Raw genomic sequence first — 21,176 nt, forward strand, 5'->3', positions numbered from 1 at the left:
GTGGTGAGTACCTCGGCCACAGTGCCGACCCGGATCAGCGGCCGGTGGAGGTCCATGATGTGTCTGTCGGGGCCTGCTCCTCCTGCGTACGCACTCTTCCGCGGCCGAGTGCGAGGGTGCCGAGGAAGCCGAGGGCGAGCGCTACGAGGACGCCCAGGTTCGCGTACGCCCAGGTGCCGTCCTTGCCGCCGAGGCCGAGGGGGCCGAGCAGATAGCCCTGCCACTCCAGCCAGCCGGCTGCCGAGTTGGTGACCAGGCCCCAGCCGAGCGCGGTGGCGGCAAGGGTGAGCAGCAGCGGGAGCGGTTCGACGTCTCCGTAGCGGCCCTGCACGCGGAACAGGTCGGCCTCGTCGTAGTCGCGGCGGCGCAGGGCCAGGTCGGCGAGCATCACCCCGCACCAGGCCGCGACCGGCACGCCGAGCGTGGTGAGGAAGCCGATGAACTGGCCCAGGAAGTCGTCCGCGAAGAACACGATGTAGACGGAGCCCGCGATCATCAGGACGCCGTCCAGCAGGGCCGCCAGATAGCGCGGTACGCGCAGGCCCGCGGCGAGCAGGGCCAGGCCCGAGGAGTAGATGTCGAGGACCGCTCCGCCGACCAGGCCGAGTACGGCCACCACGGCGAAGGGGATCAGGAACCAGGTGGGCAGGATCGTGGTGAGCGCGCCGATGGGGTCGCCCGCGACGGCCGTGCTGAGCGCTGTGGACGATCCGGCGAGCAGCAGACCGAAGACGAGCAGGAGCAGGGGTGCCACCGAAGCGCCGAAGGTCGTCCATCCGGCCACGCCCCGGCTGGAGGAGTCGCGCGGCAGGTAGCGCGAGTAGTCGGCGGCGGCGTTGACCCAGCCGAGGCCGAAGCCGGTCATCATGAAGACGAGCGCGCCGATGAACTCCTGGGCGGAGCCCGCCGGTACGGCGCTGACGGCCGACCAGTGGATGTGGTCGGCGACGAGCCCGATGTAGACGACGGTCAGGATCCCGGTGACGACGGTGATGACCGTCTGGAGCCGCATGATCAGGTCGAAGCCCATCACCCCGCCGACCACGACGAGCGCGCCGACGACGATCAGGGCGACCACCTCGGTCCCGGTGCCGCCGCCCCAGCCGATGCGGTCGAGCACGGTCGAGGTGGCCATGGTCGCCAGTGCCGTGAGGACGGTCTCCCAGCCGACGGTGAGCATCCAGGACACGACGGCGGGGAGCCGGTTGCCGCGCACACCGTAGGCGGCCCGGCTGAGCACCATGGTCGGCGCCGAACCGCGCTTGCCCGCGACCGCGACGAGCCCGCAGAGCAGGAAGGAGAAGACGATCCCGATCACTCCGGCGGCCAGGGCCTGCCAGAACGAGATCCCGAACCCGAGCACGAAGGACCCGTAGCTCAACCCGAGAATGGAGACATTCGCCCCGAACCAGGGCCAGAAGAGGGTACGGGGCGTGCCTTTGCGCTCGGCGTCACCGATCACGTCGAGGCCGTGCGTCTCCACCTGGAGCTGCTGTCTGCTGCCGGATGTGCCCGTCATGGTCGACCTGCCCATCTGGGATGCGGGGTCGGTGAATCGAACCGCGCAGCCCCACGCCCCCTCAGGGGCGCGGGGAACTGCGCGACCAGCCACAACGCGCCCGCAGTCGACATCCGGGCGCAAGCGGAGCTACAGGCTCAGGCGAGCGTCGCCAGCGCCGCGTTCAGCGTCGCGGACGGCCGCATGACAGCCTCGGCCTTGACCGGGTCGGGCTGGTAGTACCCACCGATCTCGGCCGGCGACCCCTGCACCGCGTTCAGCTCGGAGACGATCGTCTCCTCCTGCGAGGTGAGCGTCTCGGCGAGCGGAGCGATCACCTTGGCGAGCTCGGCGTCGTCGGTCTGCCGGGCCAGCTCCTGCGCCCAGTACAGCGCGAGGAAGAAGTGGCTGCCGCGGTTGTCGATGCCACCGAGGCGACGGCTCGGCGACTTGTCGTTCTCCAGGAACGTGGCCGTCGCGCGGTCGAGCGTGTCGGCGAGGACCTGGGCGCGCGCGTTGTCCGTGGTCTGCGCGAGGTGCTCGAAGCTGGAAGCCAGCGCCAGGAACTCACCCAGGCTGTCCCAGCGCAGGTAGTCCTCCTTGACCAGCTGCTGCACGTGCTTGGGCGCCGAGCCGCCGGCACCCGTCTCGAAGAGGCCGCCGCCATTCATCAGCGGGACGATCGAGAGCATCTTGGCGCTGGTGCCCAGCTCCAGGATCGGGAACAGGTCGGTCAGGTAGTCGCGCAGGACGTTGCCGGTGACCGAGATGGTGTTCTCGCCGCGGCGGATGCGCTCCACGGAGAGCTTGGTCGCCTCGACGGGCGACAGGACACGGATGTCCAGGCCCTCGGTGTCGTGCTCCGGCAGGTAGGCGTTGACCTTCTCGATGAGCTTCGCGTCGTGGGCGCGGCTCTCGTCCAGCCAGAACACGGTCGGGTCGCCGGTGGCGCGGGCGCGGGTGACGGCCAGCTTGACCCAGTCACGGATCGGGGCGTCCTTGGTCTGGCAGGCGCGGAAGATGTCGCCGGCGGAGACCGTCTGCTGCAGGACGACGTCGCCGGCCTGGTCGACGAGGCGGACCGTGCCGGTGGTCGCGATCTCGAAGGTCTTGTCGTGGCTGCCGTACTCCTCGGCCTTCTGCGCCATCAGACCGACGTTCGGGACGGTGCCCATGGTCGAGGGGTCGAAGGCGCCGTTGGCGCGGCAGTCGTCGAGGACGACCTGGTAGACACCGGCGTAGCTGGAGTCCGGGAGGACCGCCAGGGTGTCGGCCTCGCCGCCGTCCGGGCCCCACATGTGGCCGGAGGTGCGGATCATCGCCGGCATGGAGGCGTCGACGATGACGTCGGAGGGCACGTGCAGGTTGCTGATGCCCTTGTCGGAGTCGACCATGGCCAGCTCGGGGCCCTCGGCGAGCTCGGCGTCGAAGGACGCCTTGATCTCGGCGCCCTCGGGCAGGGACTCAAGGCCCTTGTAGATGCCGCCGAGACCGTCGTTGGGGGTCAGCCCCGCGGCGGCGAGCGCCTTGCCGTACTGGGCGAACGTCTTCGGGAAGAAGGCGCGCACCACGTGGCCGAAGATGATCGGGTCGGAGACCTTCATCATGGTGGCCTTGAGGTGCACGGAGAACAGCACGCCGTCGGCCTTGGCCTTGGCGATCTGCGCGGTGAGGAACTCGCGCAGCGCGGCGACGTGCAGCACGGAGGCGTCGACGACCTCGCCCGCGAGGACGGGTACGGACTCACGCAGGACGGTGGTGGAGCCGTCGTCGCCGGTCAGCTCGATGCGCAGCGAACCGGCCTCGGAGATCACCACGGACTTCTCGGTGGACCGGAAGTCGTCGACGCCCATGGTCGCGACGTTCGTCTTCGAGTCGGCCGTCCAGGCGCCCATGCGGTGCGGGTGGGCCTTGGCGTAGTTCTTGACCGACGCGGGGGCGCGGCGGTCGGAGTTGCCCTCGCGCAGCACCGGGTTCACGGCGCTGCCCTTGACCTTGTCGTAGCGGGCGCGGATGTCGCGCTCCTCATCGGTCTTCGGGTCGTCCGGGTAGTTCGGCAGCGCGTAGCCCTGCGACTGCAGCTCGGCGACCGCGGCCTTCAGCTGCGGGATCGAGGCCGAGATGTTCGGCAGCTTGATGATGTTGGCACCGGGCGTCTTGGCCAGCTCACCCAGCTCGGCGAGGGCGTCGGCGATGCGCTGCCCCTCCTCCAGGAACTCGGGGAAGAGGGCGATGATCCGCCCGGCCAGCGAGATGTCACGGGTTTCCACAGTGACACCGGCCTGCGACGCGTACGCCTGGACCACCGGCAAGAACGAATACGTCGCCAGGGCCGGGGCCTCGTCAGTGTGCGTGTAGATGATGGTCGAGTCAGTCACCGGGTGCTCCGCTCCACGTCTGCAAAGTCTGCAACATTGCTCGACATCAAGATATCTCGTGATGGGGCCGGACCGGACAGGAGGCTGTACAACTCGGTCGCGGTCCGGTCGACAGGCGGCTTCGGTCCGGTCGGGAGCGGGCGGCCCGCGCCTCCGGTGCCCGGCATGGTGGGCCCGCCCCGCATGGTGGGCGCACGCACTTCATTGGCCAGAACTATGTTGTCCCACCACATGTGCGCCTGACCTGCGCCTTCCTACGGTGTGCCGATACGTACCCGTCCCCGTCGAACACCCGGAAGTGGTGCACATGGCCTCCGCAGCAACCGCTCCCCCACCACCAGCCTCCACACCACCCAGCAGCCTCAAGCGCATCGTCGCCGCGAGCCTGATCGGCACCACCATCGAGTGGTACGACTTCTTCCTCTACGGATCCGCCGCCGCGCTCGTCTTCAACAAGCTCTTCTTCCCGGGCTCCGACCCGCTCGTCGGGACCCTGCTGTCCTTTCTGACGTACGCGGTGGGGTTCGCCGCCCGGCCGCTCGGGGCGCTGGTCTTCGGGCACTACGGCGACCGGCTCGGACGCAAGAAGCTGCTGGTCCTGAGTCTGCTGCTGATGGGCGGGGCGACCTTCGCGATCGGCCTGCTGCCCACGCACGCGACCATCGGTACGGCGGCCCCGGTGCTGCTGACCGTGCTGCGCCTGGTGCAGGGCTTCGCGCTGGGCGGGGAGTGGGGCGGCGCCGTACTGCTGGTGTCGGAGCACGGCGACGCGCGGCGACGCGGTTTCTGGGCCTCGTGGCCGCAGACCGGGGCGCCCGCCGGGCAGCTGCTGGCGACGGGTGTGCTGTCGCTGCTGACCGCCGTGCTCTCGGACGCCCAGTTCACGGCGTGGGGCTGGCGCATTCCCTTCCTGCTCTCGGGCGTGCTCGTCATGGTCGGTCTGTGGATTCGTCTCTCCGTCGACGAATCACCCGTCTTCAAGGCCGCCCTGGCCCAGGCCGAGGCGCGCAAGTCCGTTCAGGACGGTGCCGCGGAGAAGCTGCCGCTGGTCTCCGTGCTGCGGTACCACTGGCGGGACGTCCTCATCGCGATGGGCGCGCGCATGGCGGAGAACATCAGCTACTACGTGATCACCGCGTTCATCCTCGTGTACGCCACCACGTCCACCGGACTGTCCAAGCAGACCGCGCTGAACGCGGTGCTCATCGCGTCCGCCGTGCACTTCGCGGCGATACCGGCGTGGGGCGCCCTGTCCGACCGGGTCGGCCGCCGGCCGGTGTACCTGCTGGGCGCGGCCGGTATCGGGCTGTGGATGTTCCCGTTCTTCGCGCTCATCGACACGGGGAGTTTCGGCAACCTGATCCTCGCCGTGACCGTGGGCCTGGTCCTGCACGGAGCCATGTACGCGCCGCAGGCCGCGTTCTTCTCGGAGATGTTCGCGACGCGCATGCGGTACTCCGGGGCCTCGATCGGCGCGCAGTTCTCGTCGGTCGCCGCGGGTGCGCCCGCACCGCTCATCGCGACGGCGCTGCTGGCGGACTACGACAGCTCCACGCCGATCGCCCTGTACGTGATCGGGGCGGCGGTGCTGACCCTGATCGCCGTGGGGGTGGCGAAGGAGACCCGCCACCGCGACCTCGCGGACGTCGACGGGGAGGCGGGGGCGGCGGATGCGGCGGAGGCGGGGGCTGGAACCGGGCCGTCCGGTGTCGCGCTGCCGGGCGCGGAGGCCGCGAACGACTCCCGTCCCGCGGACGCCCGTACCGTCTGAACACCCGCTGGGCGTTTCCGGCCGTTCTTCGGCGACCGGCCCCCGCGCGCCTGCCGCGCGCGGGGGTCAGTGCTGTCCGGGGGACGCCGAGGACGACAACCGGTGCAGCCGCAGGGCGAGCTGGATCTCCAGCGCGCGGGCCGGGCTCTGCCACTCGGGTCCGAGCAGCCGGCCCACCCGCTCCAGACGCTGCGCGACCGTGTTGACGTGGACGTGCAGCTCGTCCTTGGTACGTGCCGGGCTCATCCCGCACGCGAAGTAGGCGTCGAGGGTGCGCAGGAGATCCGTGCCGCGCTTCTCGTCGTACGTGACGACCTGGCCGATGGTCCGCTCGACGAAGCCGGGGATGTCCCGGCTCCCGGCCAGCAGCAGTCCCAGGAACCCGAAGTCCTCGGCGGCGGCTCCGTCCCCCGCGCGGCCGAGGAGCCGCAGCGCGTCGAGGCACCGCTGCCCCTCTGCGTAGGCCTCGGCCACGGTCTCCGGGCGCGCCGCGAGATCCCGGACAGGCGCGGAAGCCCCAACGGTGACCGCCTCGTGGACGGCCGTGCCCAGGTCTCTCGCCGTACGGCGGGCCAGCTCCGTCGCCGTGTCGCCGCGGCCGAGAGGCAACAGCAGGACGGTGCCTCCGTCGCGGGCCGCGGCGAGTCCCTGCCGGGTGGCCGCGAGGTGGGATGCCGCGGACCACAGTCTGCGCCGGGCCGCCGCCTCCTGGTCGGCGTCCGCCACCGGGCTGTCCAGACGGGCGGCGAGCACCACATGGACGGAGTCGAGGTCGGCGTCGAACCGGGCCGCGCGCTCGCGCAGCAGCCGGGGGTCGCGGTCGCGGGCGTCGAGCAGATCGTCCAGCAGCTCGCCGCGGACGCGCTGTTCGGCCTCGGCTGCCGACCGCCGGGCCAGCAGCAGGAGCGAGGTGACCATGGCGGCGCGCTCCAGGGTGCGCTGGTCGACGGGGTCGAGTCCGGGCTGGCCGTCCAGCACCAGCGCGCCGAGCAGTTCGCCGCCGGCGGCGACGGCCGCCACCCAGTCGTCCCCGTGGCGGACGGCGTGGCCCTCGGCCCGTGACACCTCGACCGCGTCGCCGGGTGCCGCTCCCGCGTCGGCGAAGCGGACGGTGCCGTCGAGGACCTGGGAGACCGCGGCCGACACGTCGTGGACCCCGCCGCCCCGCAGAACGAGCTCGGCGAGCCGGTCGTGGACGTCCGAGGCCCGCTCGATGACCCCGCTGCGGTCTCCGATGATCTCGTTGGCCCGCTCCAGGTCGGCCAGTGTCTGACGGGTCTCGGTGAGCAGGTTCGCGGCGTCGATGGCGGCCGCCGCCAGGGCCGCGAACGAGCCGAGCAGCGCGATCTCCTGCCGCTCGAAGACCCGTGCGCGGCGGTCGGCGGCGAAGAGCACGCCGATGACGTGCGGGCCGAGTGCGAGGGGCACGCCGAGGATCGCCACCAGCCCCTCGTCCCTTACCCCCGTGTCGATCGTCAGCGTGTGCCGGAAGCGGTCGTCCCGGAAGTAGTCGTCCGTGACGTAGGGGCGGGCCGTCTGGGCGACGAGTCCGCCGAGCCCCTCCCCCATGCCCAGGCGCAGCTGCTGGAAGCGCGCCGCGACCGAGCCCTCGGTGACCCGCATGTACGTGTCGCCACGCGCCGGGTCGTTCAGGCTGAGGTACGCGACGTCCGTGCTCAGCAGCGAGCGGGCGCGCTGCACGATCGCCTGGAGCACGGCGTCGAGGTCGCGCAGTCCCGCCAGGTCATGGGCCGTCTCGAAGAGCGCGGACAGTTCGGCCTCGCGTCTGCGGCGTCCCTCCATCTCCGAGCGCACGCGCAGGGCGAGCGCCTTGGCGTCCTCCAGCGCGGCGATCCGGCCGGCGGCCGTGCCGTCCGCACGGGCGAGCAGCACCGGCTGCTCGTACGCGTCTGCGGACGCGCCCCTGGCCAGCAGTTTCAGGAACGGCGTCTCCGCGCTCGTCTCGGAGCGCCCGGCCGACTTCGATTGATCACGGAACATGTCCACCAGGATTACCCGTCGCACCGACACCCTGACCAGCCCTGTGGATAACTCACCGCTCAGTGCGCGGTCCAGCCGCCGTCGAGCACCAGCGAGGTGCCGGTGACGAAGGACGCGGCGGGGCCGCACAGATACGCCACGGCCTCGGCGACCTCCTCGGGCTCGATGAGGCGTTTGACGGCACTGTCCTGCAGCAGGATCTCCGTCAGTACCCGCTCCCGCGGTATGCCGTGGGCCGCCGCCTGGTCGGTGAGCTGTTTCTCGACCAGGGGTGTACGCACATAGGCGGGGTTCACACAGTTCGAGGTGACTCCATGGGGGGCGCCTTCGAGCGCCGCTGTCTTGGAGAGGCCCTCAAGACCGTGTTTTGCCGCCACATAGGCCGACTTGAAGGCGGAGGCGCGCAGCCCATGGACGGAGGACACATTGACGATGCGGCCCCACCCTTGCCCGTACATGTGCGGCAGCGCCCCGCGGATGAGCCGGAACGGTGCCTCCAGCATCACGGTCAGCACGGTGTGGAAGATGTCGGGCGGGAAGTCCTCGATGGGGCGCACCAGTTGAAGTCCGGCGTTGTTGACGAGGATGTCGGTGCCCGCCGCGGCGGACTCCGCCGCGTCCAGGTCGGTGAGGTCGAGGAGGTGCGGCTCGACGGTTCCCGCGAGGCCGCGGGCCTGTTCGGCGAGTGTCTCCAGTCCCTCGGCCTGCCGGTCGACCGCCCGCACCTTCGCGCCGGCGGCGGCGAGCCGCAGCGCGCACGCGCGGCCGATGCCGCCTGCGGCGCCGGTGACGAGGGCGGTACGGCCGCCGAGGTCGAAGGAGGGGGCCTGGGAGCCTGCGAGGACGCTGCGCGCGGTCATGCTCCGACCCTAGGGGGCCCCTCCAGCTCGACCCATGTGGTCACAACCCACACTTCACCCTCAGGTCGTGGGGTCGAACCACGTGGGCTCGTCGGACAGCGCCTGTTTGATCCGGACCAGACCGTGCTCGTTCAGCTCCGGCAGCGCGTCCACGGCGAACCAGGCGACCTCCAGCGACTCGTCGTCGTTGACACGGGCCTCGCCGCCGACGGCCCGGCACCGGATGGTGATGTCCATGAACTGACAGATGTCGCCGTTCGGGTACGTGATCGGCTTCAAGGCCTGGACGAGGACGACGCGCTCGGCGACGCACCGGACGCCCGTCTCCTCGTAGACCTCCCGCACGGCGCAGGCCGCGGGCTGCTCCCCCGGCTCCGACATCCCGGCGATGACGGCCCACCTGCCGGTGTCGACCCGGCGCCCGAGCAGGACTCTGCCCTCGTCGTCGAAGACGACGGCGGTGACTCCGGGAAGCCACAGCAACTGCTGTCCGGCGCTGGCCCGGATCGTACGGATGAAGTCAGGAGTAGCCATGGACCGACCCTAACGGGCCGGTCACGTCACTCTGCCGCGTTCCGACCGCCGCGCTGGGAACGTCCGCGCGCGGCCGACGCCACCGCCCAGCCGAGTCCGCCCGCGGCGATCAGGACCAGCACCATCTCGGGCGCGATGCCGAAGCGGGTGGCGGGCGTCTCGGAGGACCGCAGCGGCACCTTCTGGACGAGGGAGTCGGCGACGAACATCCCGGTGCGCTGGGTGATCTCCCCGTCCGGCATGATCATGGCGCTGACGCCGCTGGTCACCGGGACGGTGACGGTCCGGCTGTGCTCGACGGCCCGGATGCGGGACATGGCGAGCTGCTGGTAGGTCATCTCGCTGCGGTCGAACGTGGCGTTGTTGCTCGGTACGGAGATGATCTGGGCGCCGTGGGTGACGGTGTCACGCACGGCCCAGTCGAAGGCGGCCTCGTAGCAGGTCGCGAGGCCTACCTGGGTGCCCGCCATGGTGAACACGCCCGGCTTGTCGCCCCGGCTGAAGTCCTGGCGGACCATGGAGGTCCAGTTCTCGTTGATGGCGCCCAGGAGCGAGCGCATCGGGAGGTACTCGCCGAACGGCTGGACCTGTCGCTTGTCGTAGGTGGCGCCGGGGCCCTTCACCGGGTCCCACAGGATCTGCTCGTTGTAGAGCTTGCCGTCCTTCTCCACGACGCCGCCGACCGAGATGGGCGCGCCGATCGCCCTGGCCGCCTTGTCGATCACGGCGTAGGCGTCGGGGTTGCGGAAGGGGTCGATGTCGGAGGAGTTCTCCGGCCAGAGCACGAAGTCGGGCTGGGCCACCTTGCCCGCCTTGACCCGCGCGGCCAGCCGCTCGGTCTCGCGTGCGTGGTGGTCGAGGACGGCACGGCGCTGGGAGTTGAAGTCGAGTCCCGCGCGCGGGACGTTGCCCTGGACGACGGCGACGGTCGCGGTGCCGTCCTCGGCGCTGTCACTGACCAGGGAGCGTGCGGCGAAGGCGCCCGCGACGGGGAGGACGAGACTGACCAGGGCCACCGCGGCGGCCCCCCGGCGCACGACACGGGTGCGCCGCGCTTCGAGGCCCAGGCGGACGGTCTCGTACAGGCCGAAGCCGCACAGGACGACCGCGAAACCGAGCACGGGGGTGCCGCCCACCGCCGCGAGCGGCAGGAACACCCCGTCGGCCTGACCGAAGGCGATCTTGCCCCAGGGGAAGCCGCCGAACGGCACGCGCGCGCGTGCCGCCTCACCGGCGATCCACAGGGCCGCCGCCCACAGCGGCCGGCCGGGCAGCTTCGACACAGCCGCTATACCGGCGCCGACGAGTGCGACGTACACCGCTTCGATGACGACGAGCGCCAGCCATGGTCCGGGACCGACCTCGACGCCGGTCCAGACGAGCAGCGGCAGCAGGAAGCCGAGGCCGAAGAGGTAGCCGAGGCCGAGGGCCGCCTTCCAGGTGCGGCCGTGCAGGCACCAGGCGAGGATCGCGAAGGCCGGCAGGGCCAGCCACCACAGGGTGCGCGGCGGGAAACTGACGTAAAGCAGCACCCCGGAGAGTGCCGCGGCGGCGGCCGGAAGCAGCCGTCGCGCCAGGCGAACCGTGCGCGAAACGGGCCGGTCCTGCGGGTCGAGCTGTTCCGGCTCGTCTACGGGGGTCGCTGTGGCGGTCACCCCGGGAGTCTACGGCGCGTGACCACGGCGCCGACAGCGCGGCCCCGGCTCCCGGCCGGGCCCCCGCCGCGTACTGAGGCGGTGGCGCGGAGGTACCGACCGGGCACTTGCCCCTCACTTGCCGCATCGTTTCTGCGCAACTCGTCCACAAACCGGCGCATCACCCGTTACGGTGTGCCGGAGCCTTCGACGTACGGGCCGTTTCCGGCCGGGCGGTCGGGGCCCGTCACAGGTCGGGGGGCGTCGGGGTGGGGTCCACGGGGATGACTTCGGCGACCGGTCCGGCGTCGGCACACGACAGACGCAGCGCCTCGGACGCGACGGGCGTCGTCGTGCTCGGCGCGTGCGCGGCCTGGTCCCTGATCACCGCCGCGGTGCACGGCGGGCGTCCCGAGGGGGTCCTGCTCGCGGTGCTCGCCGTGGCCGCCGGCTACGCGGTGGGGCGGATCTGCGGAGAGCTGCTGCCGGTCGCCGTGCCCGGCGCGGGCGCGTTCGCCGGACTCGGGCTCGCCGTGGCGGCCCCGCACATCAATCCGGGCAGCCAGGTGACCTCACCGCTGGGCCAGACCGGCGCGACCGCCGCGCTGCTCACCCTCTCCGCGGGGGCCGCGTGCTGTGCGGCCTGGGCGGCCCGCCCGCCGGGACTGCGGCTCGCCCTGCGGCTGCTGGCCGCCGGTATCGCGGTCACCGCGGCCGTCCTGGGGTCGACGTCGGGCTTCGTGGCCTGTCTGGGAGTGCTGCTCTGCTCGCTCGCCGCCGACCGTATGCGCCGCCGTGCCGTGGGGCTCGGCGGTCTCGCGCTCGCCGCGGCCCTGGTGACCGGCGCGACCTGGGCGACCGCGGAGGACGTACTGCCGGACGGTCTGACCTCGTCCCTGGAGGGGCAGCTCACCCAGCACCGCGTACTGCTGTGGCACGACGCGCTCGACATGGCGGCCCGGGAACCGGGGCTGGGCATCGGCCCCGGACGCTTCGCGGAGCTGAGCCCGACCGTCACCCAGACGCTGCCGCCCGACGGCAAACCCCACTCGGCACCGTTCCAGCAGGCCGCCGAGCAGGGAATCCTGGGCGTGGTCCTGCTCGCCGCGGTGTTCGGCTGGGTCCTCTACGCCCTGTGGAGGTCACCGCGCCCCACGCCGGTCGTGCTCACCGCGGGCGCCGCCCTGACGGCGCTCGCCGCGATCGCCTCGGTCGGCAACGCCCTGAGCTTCACCACGGTCACGGCGGGCGCGGGCCTGCTCGCGGGCCTGGCCACAGCACGCCCTGCACCGACCGTACCGACCGTGCCGACCGTCTCCACGGGGTAGCCGACGGACGCGGACGGGAGGACGGTTCCGGAAGGGACAGCAGGCCCAGAAGGGACAGCAGGTCCGGACCTGGACAGCAGGTCCGGACGGGACGGTGTTTACGTCGTCAGCGGGGCCGGCCCAGGGCGGCGACCCGCAGCCGGTCGCGGATCACTCGCACGGCCGCTTCCGCGTTGTCCACCGTGATGGTGAACGTGTGCCCGTCGCCCAGGAGGAGCACCAGCCCCTCGCCGCGTCGTACGACCACGGCGGTGCCCTGGTCGGGGCGCCAGCGGTAGCCCCAGCCACCCCAGTGGCGCGGGGTGACCCGGGGCGCGAAGTCGGCTCCCGTGATGTGCGACAGCGGGATGCGGCGGCGCGGGACACCCATGTGGCCGCAGCGCACTTCGAGGCACTCCTTGTCGACCTTCACGGCCACATGCACGAACGCCAGCGTCCCGAAGAGGACGAGAAGCCCCGCCGCGATGCAGCCGACCACCGACATGGCGAGGGCGGCGATGCCCGACGTCCACGTCGAGTCGACGGCCAGCTGGATGCCCAGCGCCAGGCAGGCGGCTCCGATGCTCGCGAGCAGCCACTGCATACGGTTGGACGCGCGACCGTGCCAGACCTCGGTATGCGGGGCGTCGGCAGCGCCCTGTTCGCCGTGGGGGTGGTCCGTCATGCCAATGAGCGTACTCACGTTCCGCAGAGAGGGCACCTGATCGCGGACCGTGACCGTCGCGCGTGGAGGCGAACCCTCCGCCGGACGAGCGCCGCCGCGCGCTCGGGCAGCCGCTCGGGGCGCTGGCGGCTCGGTGGGCGGGTCAGCGGGCGGGGCTGACCGCCTGGAGCAGCCGGCCCTCGTCGTACGTCAGCGCGGTGGCGGGCAGGACGCCCTCCCGGCCGCCGAGCAGCACGGTGAGCGTGCCCTGGTCGGGTGCCTGCGGGGCCGCCGTCTCGCCGGTGCGGCGCAGTGCCTGGGCGGCCACGGCGCCGGCCGAGCCGTGCAGGACGAGCGGTGCCGTGCCGGGCCGCTGCACGGCGGCGCGGATGCGCTCGGCGACCAGTTCGTAATGGGTGCAGCCCAGGACGACGGTCGTTACGTCGTCGGGTGTACGCGCCGCGGCCGCGGCGATCGCGGCGTCGATGGCGGCCTGGTCGGCGTGCTCGACGGCGTCCGCGAGGCCGGGGCAGGGCACCTCGGTGACGCTCGCCCCGTCGGCGAACTCTCGGATGAGGCCGCGCTGGTAGGGGCTGCCGGTGGTGGCGGGCGTGGCCCAGATCGCGAAGGGTCCGCCGCCCGCGGCGGCCGGCTTGATCGCGGGGACCGTGCCGATGACGGGAATCCCCGGTTCCAGGCGGGCCCGCAGGGCGGGCAGGGCGTGCACGGACGCGGTGTTGCAGGCCACGATCAGGGCGTCGGGCCGGTGCGCGGCGGCGGCCTCGGCGACGGCGAGGGCGCGCGCGGTCACGTCCTCGGGCGTGCGGGGTCCCCAGGGCATGCTGCCGGGGTCCGAGGAGAGAACGAGCTCCGCGTCGGGGCGCAGCCGACGTACCGCGGCGGCTGCCGCGAGCAGTCCGATTCCGGAGTCCATGAGCGCGATCTTCACCCGGTCACCATAGTGGATCCGGCTCGGCGGGCCGCAGTGGTGGGGCAGACTGCGGCGGGTGAGCGCCCTTGTGTGGACCGCTGTCGGATCGCTGGCCGCCTGGCTGTGGCTGCTGCTCGGCCAGGGCTTCTTCTGGCGTACGGACCTGCGGCTGCCGCCGCGAGGGGAGCCGGAGAGCTGGCCGTCGGTGTGTGTCGTCGTACCGGCGCGCGACGAGGCCGCCGTCCTGTCCGAGAGCCTGCCCTCGCTGCTCGCGCAGGAGTATCCGGGGCGGGCGGAGATCTTCCTCGTCGACGACGGCAGTTCGGACGGCACCGGGGAGCTGGCCCGTGAGCTGGGGCGGCGGCACGGCGGGCTGCCGCTGACCGTCGGCTCGCCCGGGGAGCCGCCGGCCGGCTGGACCGGCAAGCTCTGGGCGGTGCGGCACGGCATCGGCCTGGCACGCGCGCGTGGGCCCGAGTATCTGCTGCTCACGGACGCGGACATCGCCCATGCGCCGGACAGTCTGCGGGAGTTGGTGGCCTCGGCCGTGACCGGGGACTTCGATCTCGTCTCCCAGATGGCCCGGCTGCGTGTGGAGAGCGTCTGGGAGCGGCTCGTGGTGCCCGCGTTCGTGTACTTCTTCGCGCAGCTGTATCCGTTCCGGTGGATCGCCGTGAAGGGCTCGCGGACCGCCGCCGCCGCGGGGGGCTGCGTCCTGCTGCGTGCCACGGCCGCCGAGCGGGCCCGGATTCCGGACGCCATCGGGCAGGCCGTCATCGACGACGTGGCGATGGCGAGGGCGGTGAAGGGCTCCGGAGGACGCATCTGGCTGGGGCTCGCCGAGCGTGTGGACAGCGTGCGTCCCTATCCGCGGCTGCACGATCTGTGGCGGATGGTCTCACGCAGCGCGTACGCCCAGCTGCGGCACAACCCGCTGGTGCTGGCCGGCACGGTGGCGGGTCTCGCGGTGGTGTATCTGGTGCCGCCGGTGGCGCTCGTCGTGGGTCTCGTGACGGGCGCCCACCTGGCGGCGGCGGCCGGCGGACTGGCGTGGCTGGTCATGGCCGGGACGTATCTGCCGATGCTGCGGTACTACCGGCAGCCGCTCGCGCTCGCCCCTCTGCTGCCGTTCACGGCCCTGATGTACCTCTTCATGACGGTGGATTCCGCGGTGCAGCACTACAGGGGGCGCGGCGCGGCCTGGAAGGGCCGCACCTACGCCCGTCCCGACGCGGCGCCCGGCCCCTGAGCGGGCGCGGCGCGTCGGCTCACTTCCTGCCCGGGGTCCAGTTCATGCCCCAGCCGTAGGCGTAGTCGACGGTGCGCTGCGGGCTCACGCCACGGTCGGGGACGAGGAAGCGTGCCTCGCGCTGGACCACGAGGTCGGTGCCGGTGTTCGTGATGAGGGCGAGCGCGCACACCGTGGAGGGCACGGTGCACTCGCCGAGCGAGAAGTCGACGGGTGCGCCGTGCAGCGGCTGGAGGGTCACCGAGGCGTCCAGGTCGGCGAAGGAACGCGCCCCTTCGTAGATGGTCACGAAGATGAGGATGCGGCGGAAGTCCCGGATGTGGTCGAGGTTGACGCTGATGTTCTCGCCGCTGGACGACGCGCCGGTCCGGTCGTCGCCGTCGAGGTGGATGAACGGGGGTTGGTGCAGCGCTCCGAAGGCGTTGCCCAGGGCCTGGACGACACCCTTGCTGCCGTCGGACAATTCGTAGAGGGCGCACAGGTCGAGGTCGAGGTCCGCGTGCATGGCGATGGCCCGGCCCAGCTTGGCCTGCCATCCCGAGAACTGCTTGCGCACCGTCCAGTTGAGGTTCACGCGCATCACGCCCGAGGTGCCGCCCTGCTTGGTCAGCGAGACGGACGGGGCGTCCTTGGTGAGCGTGACCTTGGTCAGGCGTACGGGGGCCGCGGGCTGGGCGGGGGGTGCCGGAGGAGCGGGCGGGGGTGTCATCGGCCGGGGCGCGGTGACGGGCGGGGCGACGGGGGCCGGGGGCGGAGTGGCCGTGACCGGCGGGGCGACGGGAGCGGGCGGCGCCTGCTGCTGCGGCTCGTCGACGGTGATCCCGAAGTCCGTGGCCAGTCCCATGAGTCCGCTGTCGTAGCCCTGTCCGACGGCGCGGAACTTCCAGGCGCCCTGTCTGCGGTAGAACTCGCCGAGCACGAAGGCGGTCTCGACGCTCGCGCCCTCGCTGTCGAAGCGCGCGACCTCCGTGCCCTGCTGTGCGTCGAGGACCCGGATGTAGAGCCCGGGGACCTGTCCGAACGTGCCGCCGTCGGAGGAGGCGGCGAGGACCACCGTCTCGATTCCGGGCTCCACGCGCGCGAGGTCGACGAACAGCGTGTCGTTCACCTGGCCGCCGGCGTTGCGTTTGCCCTCGTGGCGCACCGCGCCGGAGGAGTGCGCCGGCTGGTTGTAGAACACGAAGTCCTGGTCGGAGCGGACCTTCCCGGACGCCAGCAGCAGCGCCGAGGCGTCCGCGTCGGGCACTCCGGGGCCCGTGCGCCAGCCCAGTTCGACACGCAGTCCCGTCGTCGGCACCGGAACGTTCGATCCTTTAGGCATTGACATGTCCGCCCCCATCGGTGTCTCCGCGACGACCGCGACTCGGTCCGTTCGCCCGTTCTGCGCCAACCTAATCCCCCGAGCGGCGAACGCCCATGACCGGGCCCGGAAGATCGGCGGCCGACCCGTGGGTAACCCCTCCGGAACTCGGCCTTTACACGATCCTGGCAGTCTCCGCTGCCCTTTTTCGCCAAGTTCGCTCACATTGGGGGTCCCGCGTCACTGCCGACACGGAAAACAACCCTCTTATCGGTCTCCCCAACCGGCAGATCGTGGGCTTAACTTATGTGCCATGACCTCCCCCCGCTCCACCTATGGCGGCGGTTACTACTCCGCCTCCTTCCCGGACACCCCGATCTACGACTCCCTCGTGGCCGAACGGGGCACCCCGCAGATCGCCCCGATCCGGGTTCCCGCGGCGTACGACACGGGCGGGAACCTGCCCGCGCTCCCGTCGGCGCTGCCCGCTCTGCCCGCCGCGCCTTCCCCACAGGCTCCCCAGTACGGCTACCCCCAGGCCCAGCAACCGGCTCCGCTGCAGCAGGCCGCGGCTCCTTACATCCCGCAGCAGGGCGGCGCGCCGCGCGGCTACCCGGGCCCCCAGGCGCCGCAGCAGCAGCGCCCGATGAACGGCGGCGGCACGGGCTACGAGGCGATGCGTCCGGCAGCGCCGCGGCCCGCCCCGGCGGCCCCGCGCCCCGCTCCGGCGCCGTACCAGGACCCGTACAACAACCAGCAGTACCGCGGCTACTGAGGGTGATGCGGCGGAGGTTGTCCGAGCCCTCCGGCAGGATGACCTCATGTCGAAGCCGGTACTGCACTCGATCCACGTCTACCCGCTGAAGGCGGCCGCGGGGTACGACCCGCACGAGGCCGTCGTGGAGCCATGGGGTCCGGCGGGCGACCGGCGCTGGGTGCTGACCGACGACAAGAACCGGATCATCACTCAACGCGCGCGACCGCGGATGGCGTTGGTCCGCGTCAAGGCGCAGGCCGGCGGCGCGATCCTGGTGTCCGCGCCCGGCCGGGAGCCACTGACCGTCCCCGTGCCCGAACCGGGCGGCACCACGACGGTGGAGATCTGGAACGACAAGGTGGAGGCGGTCCCCGCCGGGGTCATGGCGGACGTCTGGTTCAGCGGCTTCCTCGGCGTCGCCGTGCGGCTCGTGCATCTCGACGACCCGGCCACCCGCAGACCCGTCGACCCGCGGTTCGCGCGGCCGGGCGAGACGGTCAGCTTCGCGGACGGCTACCCCCTGCTCGTCACCACGCTCGCCTCGCTCGATGCCCTGAACACCCTGATCGCACAGGGCGACCGGCCCGAAGAGGGCCCGCTCCCCATGAACCGCTTCCGGCCGAACATCGTGGTCGACGGCACCGCGCCCTGGGCCGAGGACGGCTGGTCCCGGATCGCCGTCGGCGAGGTCGTCCTGCGCGTCGCCAAGATGTGCGGGCGCTGTGTCGTGACCACCACCGACCAGACGACGGCCGAGCGCGGCAGGGAGCCGCTGCGCACCCTCGCCCGGCACCGCCGTTTCGGCGACAAGCTGGTCTTCGGGCAGAATCTCGTACCGGAGTCCCCCGGCTCGGTCCGGGTGGGCGACCCGGTGCGGATCCTCGAATAGGCCTTCGCCCGGGGAACACCCACGCCGGGCACAGCCGTTGAGTCCGTGTGAGAAGTTCATGAGAGGCCGGCAGGAGAGGTGATGTGCCTCTCTCTTGCCCGGCCGCGCGCGTGAACGGCTCCGAGGGGGGTTATCACGGACGCGGAGGGGGGTGCGGAGCGGTGCGGGCAATCCGGGGAATCTGGCGCTGGCGGCACAACCCGCTTCGGCGTACGACGGATCTCTGCGAGGCGTGGCTGGCGCTGGGGGCACTTGTGCTGATCCTCGTCGCCGCGCCCCTGGTCGGTGTGCTGGTCGGCGGGATCGCCGGGGACGCCCTGCAGCGGTCCGTGCGAGAGCAGCGGGAGAGCCACCACCCGGTGGTCGCGACCGTCATCAGAAAGTCGGACCGCACTCCGCTGGACCCCGACCCCGAGACGGCCTCCGGACGGGACTCCCACAGCCGGGTGCTGGCCCGCTGGACGGCACCGGACGGCACCGCGCGCCGGGGCACGGCCATGGCGGCCCTCAGGACCCCCGATCGAGGCGACCACTTCACGGTGTGGACGGACGGACAGGGCCGAATAGTGGGCCGGCCACTGGACACCGCGACCGCCGCCACTCACGCCGTACTCGCCGGGTTCGGCACGGCCGCCGCCTGCGCGGGTCTCGTCGAGGGCACCCGGCGTCTGCTGGTCTGGCGCATGGTGCGGCGCAGGTACGACCGCTGGGACCAGGCGTGGTCCCAGGCGGGGCCGGACTGGGGCAGGACGGGCACGGGCAGCTGACGGCCTCCCCGCTCCGGTCAACCGCGCGGCCCCGCGCACGCTACGGTGGACCGGCCGAGGTGTTCGGCACCGTCATGAGAGGCTGTTTCCCGTTCCCCGTGAGCCGAGTTGACGGCCAGGCGCTGGGAACACGGCTTCTCAGGACCCGCGTACGACGAGGTGGGGGCACAGCAGCGCCATGGCACAGGGCACGGTCCAGGTGACGCACACCGGCACGTCGCGGTGGCGGCGCCGCACAGGTGAGTACGCATCGCTCGCCGCCGCCCTGGAGGCCGCGGCCGACGGTGACGTGCTCACCATCGCCGCCGGGACCTACCGGGAGAACCTCGTCATAGAGCGGGCGGTGACGCTGCGCGGCCCCGAGGGATCGGCCGGTTCCGTGCGCATCGCGCCCGTCGACGGCGTGCCGCTGACCGTACGTGCCTCCGCCGTGGTCCAGGACCTGCTCGTGGAGGGCCAGGACTCGGCCGCGCCCGCGCTGCTCGTCGAGGAGGGCACCCCGGAGCTCATGGACATCCGGATCGTCACCCGGTCCGCGGCCGGCATCGAGGTGCGCGGCGGCGCGCGCCCGACGGTGCGGCGCTGCACGGTGGACAATCCGGCGGGCGTCGGCATCTCCGTGCTCGACGGCGGGGGCGGGGTCTTCGAGGAGTGCGAGGTCGTGGCCGCCGGCCAGTCGGGCATCTCGGTGCGCGGCGGCGCCCATCCGCGTCTTGAGCGCTGCCGGGTGCACCACACGGCGGGCGCGGGCCTGTCGGTGACCGGCGAGCAGTCCGCCCTCGAAGCGGTGGGCTGCGAGGTCTACGAGGTCAGGGGCAGCGGCGTACAGATCTCCGCGCGGGCCACGGCGCATCTCACGGACTGCGATGTGCACCGCACGACGTCGGACGGTGTCACGCTCGACACGGACGCCGTGCTGACGCTCGCCGACTGCCGTATCCACGACATCCCGGAGAACGCGGTCGACCTGCGCTCCCGCTCGGTCCTCACCATGACGCGGTCCACCGTGCGCCAGTTCGGCCGCAACGGTCTGTCGGTCTGGGATCCCGGCACGCGCGTGGACGCCAACCAGTGCGAGATCCACGACAGTACGGGCGACTACCCCGCGGTGTGGGTCAGCGACGGCGCGACGGTCGTCCTCGAATCGTGCCGGGTGCACGACGTGCCGGACGCCCTGTTCGTGCTCGACCGCGGCTCGCGCGCGGACGTCGTCGACAGTGACATCAGCCAGGTCCGCAACACGGCCGTGTCGGTGAGCGACGGCGCCACCGCGCAGCTCGACGACTGCCGGATCCGGGACGCGGCGACGGGCGCCTGGTTCCGCGACCACGGCAGCGGCGGGACCCTCTCCGCCTGCACGATCGACGGCACGCAGACGGGCGTGATCGTCACCAAGGGCGCCGATCCCACGATCGAGCGGTGCACCGTCACCTCGCCCGCGGAGGCGGGTTTCTACGTGTCGGCCGGCGGTCGCGGCAGCTTCCACGGCTGCCGGGTGACGGGCAGCGGCGGGTACGGCTTCCACGTCATAGACGGCTGCCGCGCCACCCTGAAGAAGTGCCGTACGGAGCGCTGCGCGCGCGGTGGTTACGAGTTCGCCGACGCCGGGGGCGACCAGGCGTCCGGCACCGGGCCGCTGGTCGAGGACTGCACGAGCGACGAGAGCGCCCACGTGCGGACCCCGGCCCCGGAACCCGCCGTACAGACCGCGGGGCAGTCCTCGGGCCTGCTGGGGGCCATCCCGGGCCAGCGTGTCACCGAGCAGGAGCCGCTGATCGCCGCCGCGGAGCCCGAGCGGCCGGCGCGCACCTCGGAGGCCGTGCTCGGCGAACTGGACCTGCTGGTGGGCCTCGACAGCGTCAAGCGCGAGGTGCGGGCGCTCACCGACATGATCGAGGTGGGCCGCCGACGGCAGCAGGCGGGACTCAAGGCCGCCTCCGCCCGCCGCCACCTCGTCTTCACCGGCTCCCCCGGCACCGGCAAGACGACGGTCGCCCGCCTGTACGGCGAGATCCTGGCCTCCCTCGGCGTCCTGGAGAAGGGGCATCTCGTCGAGGTGTCCCGAGTGGACCTGGTCGGCGAGCACATCGGCTCCACGGCGATCCGTACGCAGGAGGCGTTCGACAAGGCACGCGGCGGCGTCCTGTTCATCGACGAGGCGTACGCGCTGTCGCCGGAGGACTCGGGGCGCGACTTCGGCCGCGAGGCGATCGACACCCTGGTGAAGCTCATGGAGGACCACCGGGAGGCGGTGGTGGTGATCGTCGCGGGCTACACGGCCGAGATGGAGCGCTTCCTTTCGGTCAACCCCGGTGTGGCGTCCCGTTTCTCACGGACCATCACCTTCAACGACTACGGCGCCGAGGAACTGCTGCGGATCGTGGAACAGCAGGCGGACGAACACGAGTACCGGCTCGCGCCGGGCGCGGACCAGGCACTGATCGAGTACTTCAAGGCGATCCCCAAGGGGCCCGCGTTCGGCAACGGCCGTACCGCGCGGCAGACCTTCGAGGCGATGGTGGAGCGGCACGCGGGGCGGGTCGCCCAGCTCGCCGAGACGAGCACGGACGACCTCACCCTGCTGTACGCGGAGGACCTGCCGGAACTGCCCTGAGGCCGGCGGGACTTCCGTCGGA

The 21,176-nt window shown here is 72.1% G+C and carries 16 protein-coding genes; 7 read left to right on the plus strand and 9 right to left on the minus strand.

The annotated features are described in order from the left end of the window. Positions 1–34: 34 nt before the first annotated feature. Together C6Y14_RS25650 and C6Y14_RS25655 are read right to left on the minus strand one after the other, a co-directional pair. Positions 35–1,519 (minus strand): purine-cytosine permease family protein, encoded by a 1,485-nt coding sequence (locus tag C6Y14_RS25650; protein ID WP_107019170.1) that lies wholly within the window; start codon positions 1,517–1,519, stop codon positions 35–37. Between the two features lie 137 nt (positions 1,520–1,656). Further along, on the minus strand, positions 1,657–3,876 hold the full coding sequence (locus C6Y14_RS25655) for an NADP-dependent isocitrate dehydrogenase (protein WP_107019171.1): 2,220 nt from the start codon (positions 3,874–3,876) through the stop codon (positions 1,657–1,659). A gap of 307 nt (positions 3,877–4,183) precedes the next feature. Between C6Y14_RS25655 and C6Y14_RS25660 the strand changes: the two genes are divergently transcribed. After that, a complete protein-coding gene (locus C6Y14_RS25660) occupies positions 4,184–5,647 on the plus strand; it encodes an MFS transporter (protein ID WP_225891265.1) in 1,464 nt (487 codons plus the stop codon). A gap of 66 nt (positions 5,648–5,713) precedes the next feature. Here the strand turns inward: C6Y14_RS25660 and C6Y14_RS25665 are convergent, their stop codons facing one another. Genes C6Y14_RS25665 through lnt form a run of 4 tightly spaced genes read right to left on the minus strand, consistent with a single transcriptional unit; the run spans position 5,714 to position 10,697 of the window. Next, positions 5,714–7,648, minus strand: a complete 1,935-nt coding sequence (locus C6Y14_RS25665; protein WP_107019253.1) for a helix-turn-helix domain-containing protein — start codon at positions 7,646–7,648, stop codon at positions 5,714–5,716. 59 nt (positions 7,649–7,707) lie between these two features. Next, on the minus strand, positions 7,708–8,508 hold the full coding sequence (locus tag C6Y14_RS25670) for a 3-hydroxybutyrate dehydrogenase (protein ID WP_107019172.1): 801 nt from the start codon (positions 8,506–8,508) through the stop codon (positions 7,708–7,710). Between the two features lie 60 nt (positions 8,509–8,568). Continuing rightward, positions 8,569–9,042 (minus strand): NUDIX hydrolase, encoded by a 474-nt coding sequence (locus C6Y14_RS25675; RefSeq protein WP_107019173.1) that lies wholly within the window; start codon positions 9,040–9,042, stop codon positions 8,569–8,571. 26 nt (positions 9,043–9,068) lie between these two features. After that, positions 9,069–10,697 (minus strand): apolipoprotein N-acyltransferase, encoded by a 1,629-nt coding sequence (gene lnt, locus C6Y14_RS25680; protein WP_107019174.1) that lies wholly within the window; start codon positions 10,695–10,697, stop codon positions 9,069–9,071. Positions 10,698–10,960: 263 nt separating this feature from the next. On the opposite strand from lnt, the gene C6Y14_RS25685 reads away from it, so the two are divergent. Next, on the plus strand, positions 10,961–12,004 hold the full coding sequence (locus tag C6Y14_RS25685) for an O-antigen ligase family protein (RefSeq protein ID WP_107019175.1): 1,044 nt from the start codon (positions 10,961–10,963) through the stop codon (positions 12,002–12,004). Between the two features lie 106 nt (positions 12,005–12,110). Here C6Y14_RS25685 and C6Y14_RS25690 read toward each other — a convergent pair whose 3' ends face one another. Together C6Y14_RS25690 and C6Y14_RS25695 are read right to left on the minus strand one after the other, a co-directional pair. Further along, positions 12,111–12,668: a hypothetical protein gene (locus C6Y14_RS25690; protein WP_107019176.1), complete on the minus strand. Its 558-nt coding sequence runs from the start codon at positions 12,666–12,668 to the stop codon at positions 12,111–12,113. Positions 12,669–12,810: 142 nt separating this feature from the next. Continuing rightward, positions 12,811–13,596 (minus strand): glutamate racemase, encoded by a 786-nt coding sequence (locus tag C6Y14_RS25695; protein ID WP_107019177.1) that lies wholly within the window; start codon positions 13,594–13,596, stop codon positions 12,811–12,813. Positions 13,597–13,654: 58 nt separating this feature from the next. Between C6Y14_RS25695 and C6Y14_RS25700 the strand changes: the two genes are divergently transcribed. Further along, complete coding sequence (locus tag C6Y14_RS25700; protein WP_199854850.1) at positions 13,655–14,827, plus strand: glycosyltransferase; 1,173 nt, start codon at positions 13,655–13,657, stop codon at positions 14,825–14,827. 19 nt (positions 14,828–14,846) lie between these two features. Here C6Y14_RS25700 and C6Y14_RS25705 read toward each other — a convergent pair whose 3' ends face one another. Further along, positions 14,847–16,148, minus strand: a complete 1,302-nt coding sequence (locus C6Y14_RS25705) for a TerD family protein (RefSeq protein ID WP_107019179.1) — start codon at positions 16,146–16,148, stop codon at positions 14,847–14,849. 292 nt (positions 16,149–16,440) lie between these two features. On the opposite strand from C6Y14_RS25705, the gene C6Y14_RS25710 reads away from it, so the two are divergent. From C6Y14_RS25710 to C6Y14_RS25725, 4 genes are all read left to right on the plus strand, one after another. After that, complete coding sequence (locus C6Y14_RS25710) at positions 16,441–16,902, plus strand: DUF6643 family protein (protein ID WP_107019180.1); 462 nt, start codon at positions 16,441–16,443, stop codon at positions 16,900–16,902. Between the two features lie 46 nt (positions 16,903–16,948). After that, positions 16,949–17,773, plus strand: a complete 825-nt coding sequence (locus C6Y14_RS25715) for an MOSC domain-containing protein (protein ID WP_107019181.1) — start codon at positions 16,949–16,951, stop codon at positions 17,771–17,773. 161 nt (positions 17,774–17,934) lie between these two features. After that, positions 17,935–18,540, plus strand: a complete 606-nt coding sequence (locus C6Y14_RS25720; RefSeq protein WP_199854851.1) for an Rv1733c family protein — start codon at positions 17,935–17,937, stop codon at positions 18,538–18,540. Positions 18,541–18,718: 178 nt separating this feature from the next. Further along, positions 18,719–21,154, plus strand: coding sequence for a right-handed parallel beta-helix repeat-containing protein (locus tag C6Y14_RS25725; protein WP_107019183.1), 2,436 nt, complete (start codon positions 18,719–18,721; stop codon positions 21,152–21,154). The last annotated feature ends 22 nt before the right edge of the window (positions 21,155–21,176 follow it).

Source organism: Streptomyces dioscori (assembly GCF_003024195.1).
In the GTDB taxonomy this organism is placed as follows: Bacteria; Actinomycetota; Actinomycetes; order Streptomycetales; family Streptomycetaceae; genus Streptomyces; species Streptomyces dioscori.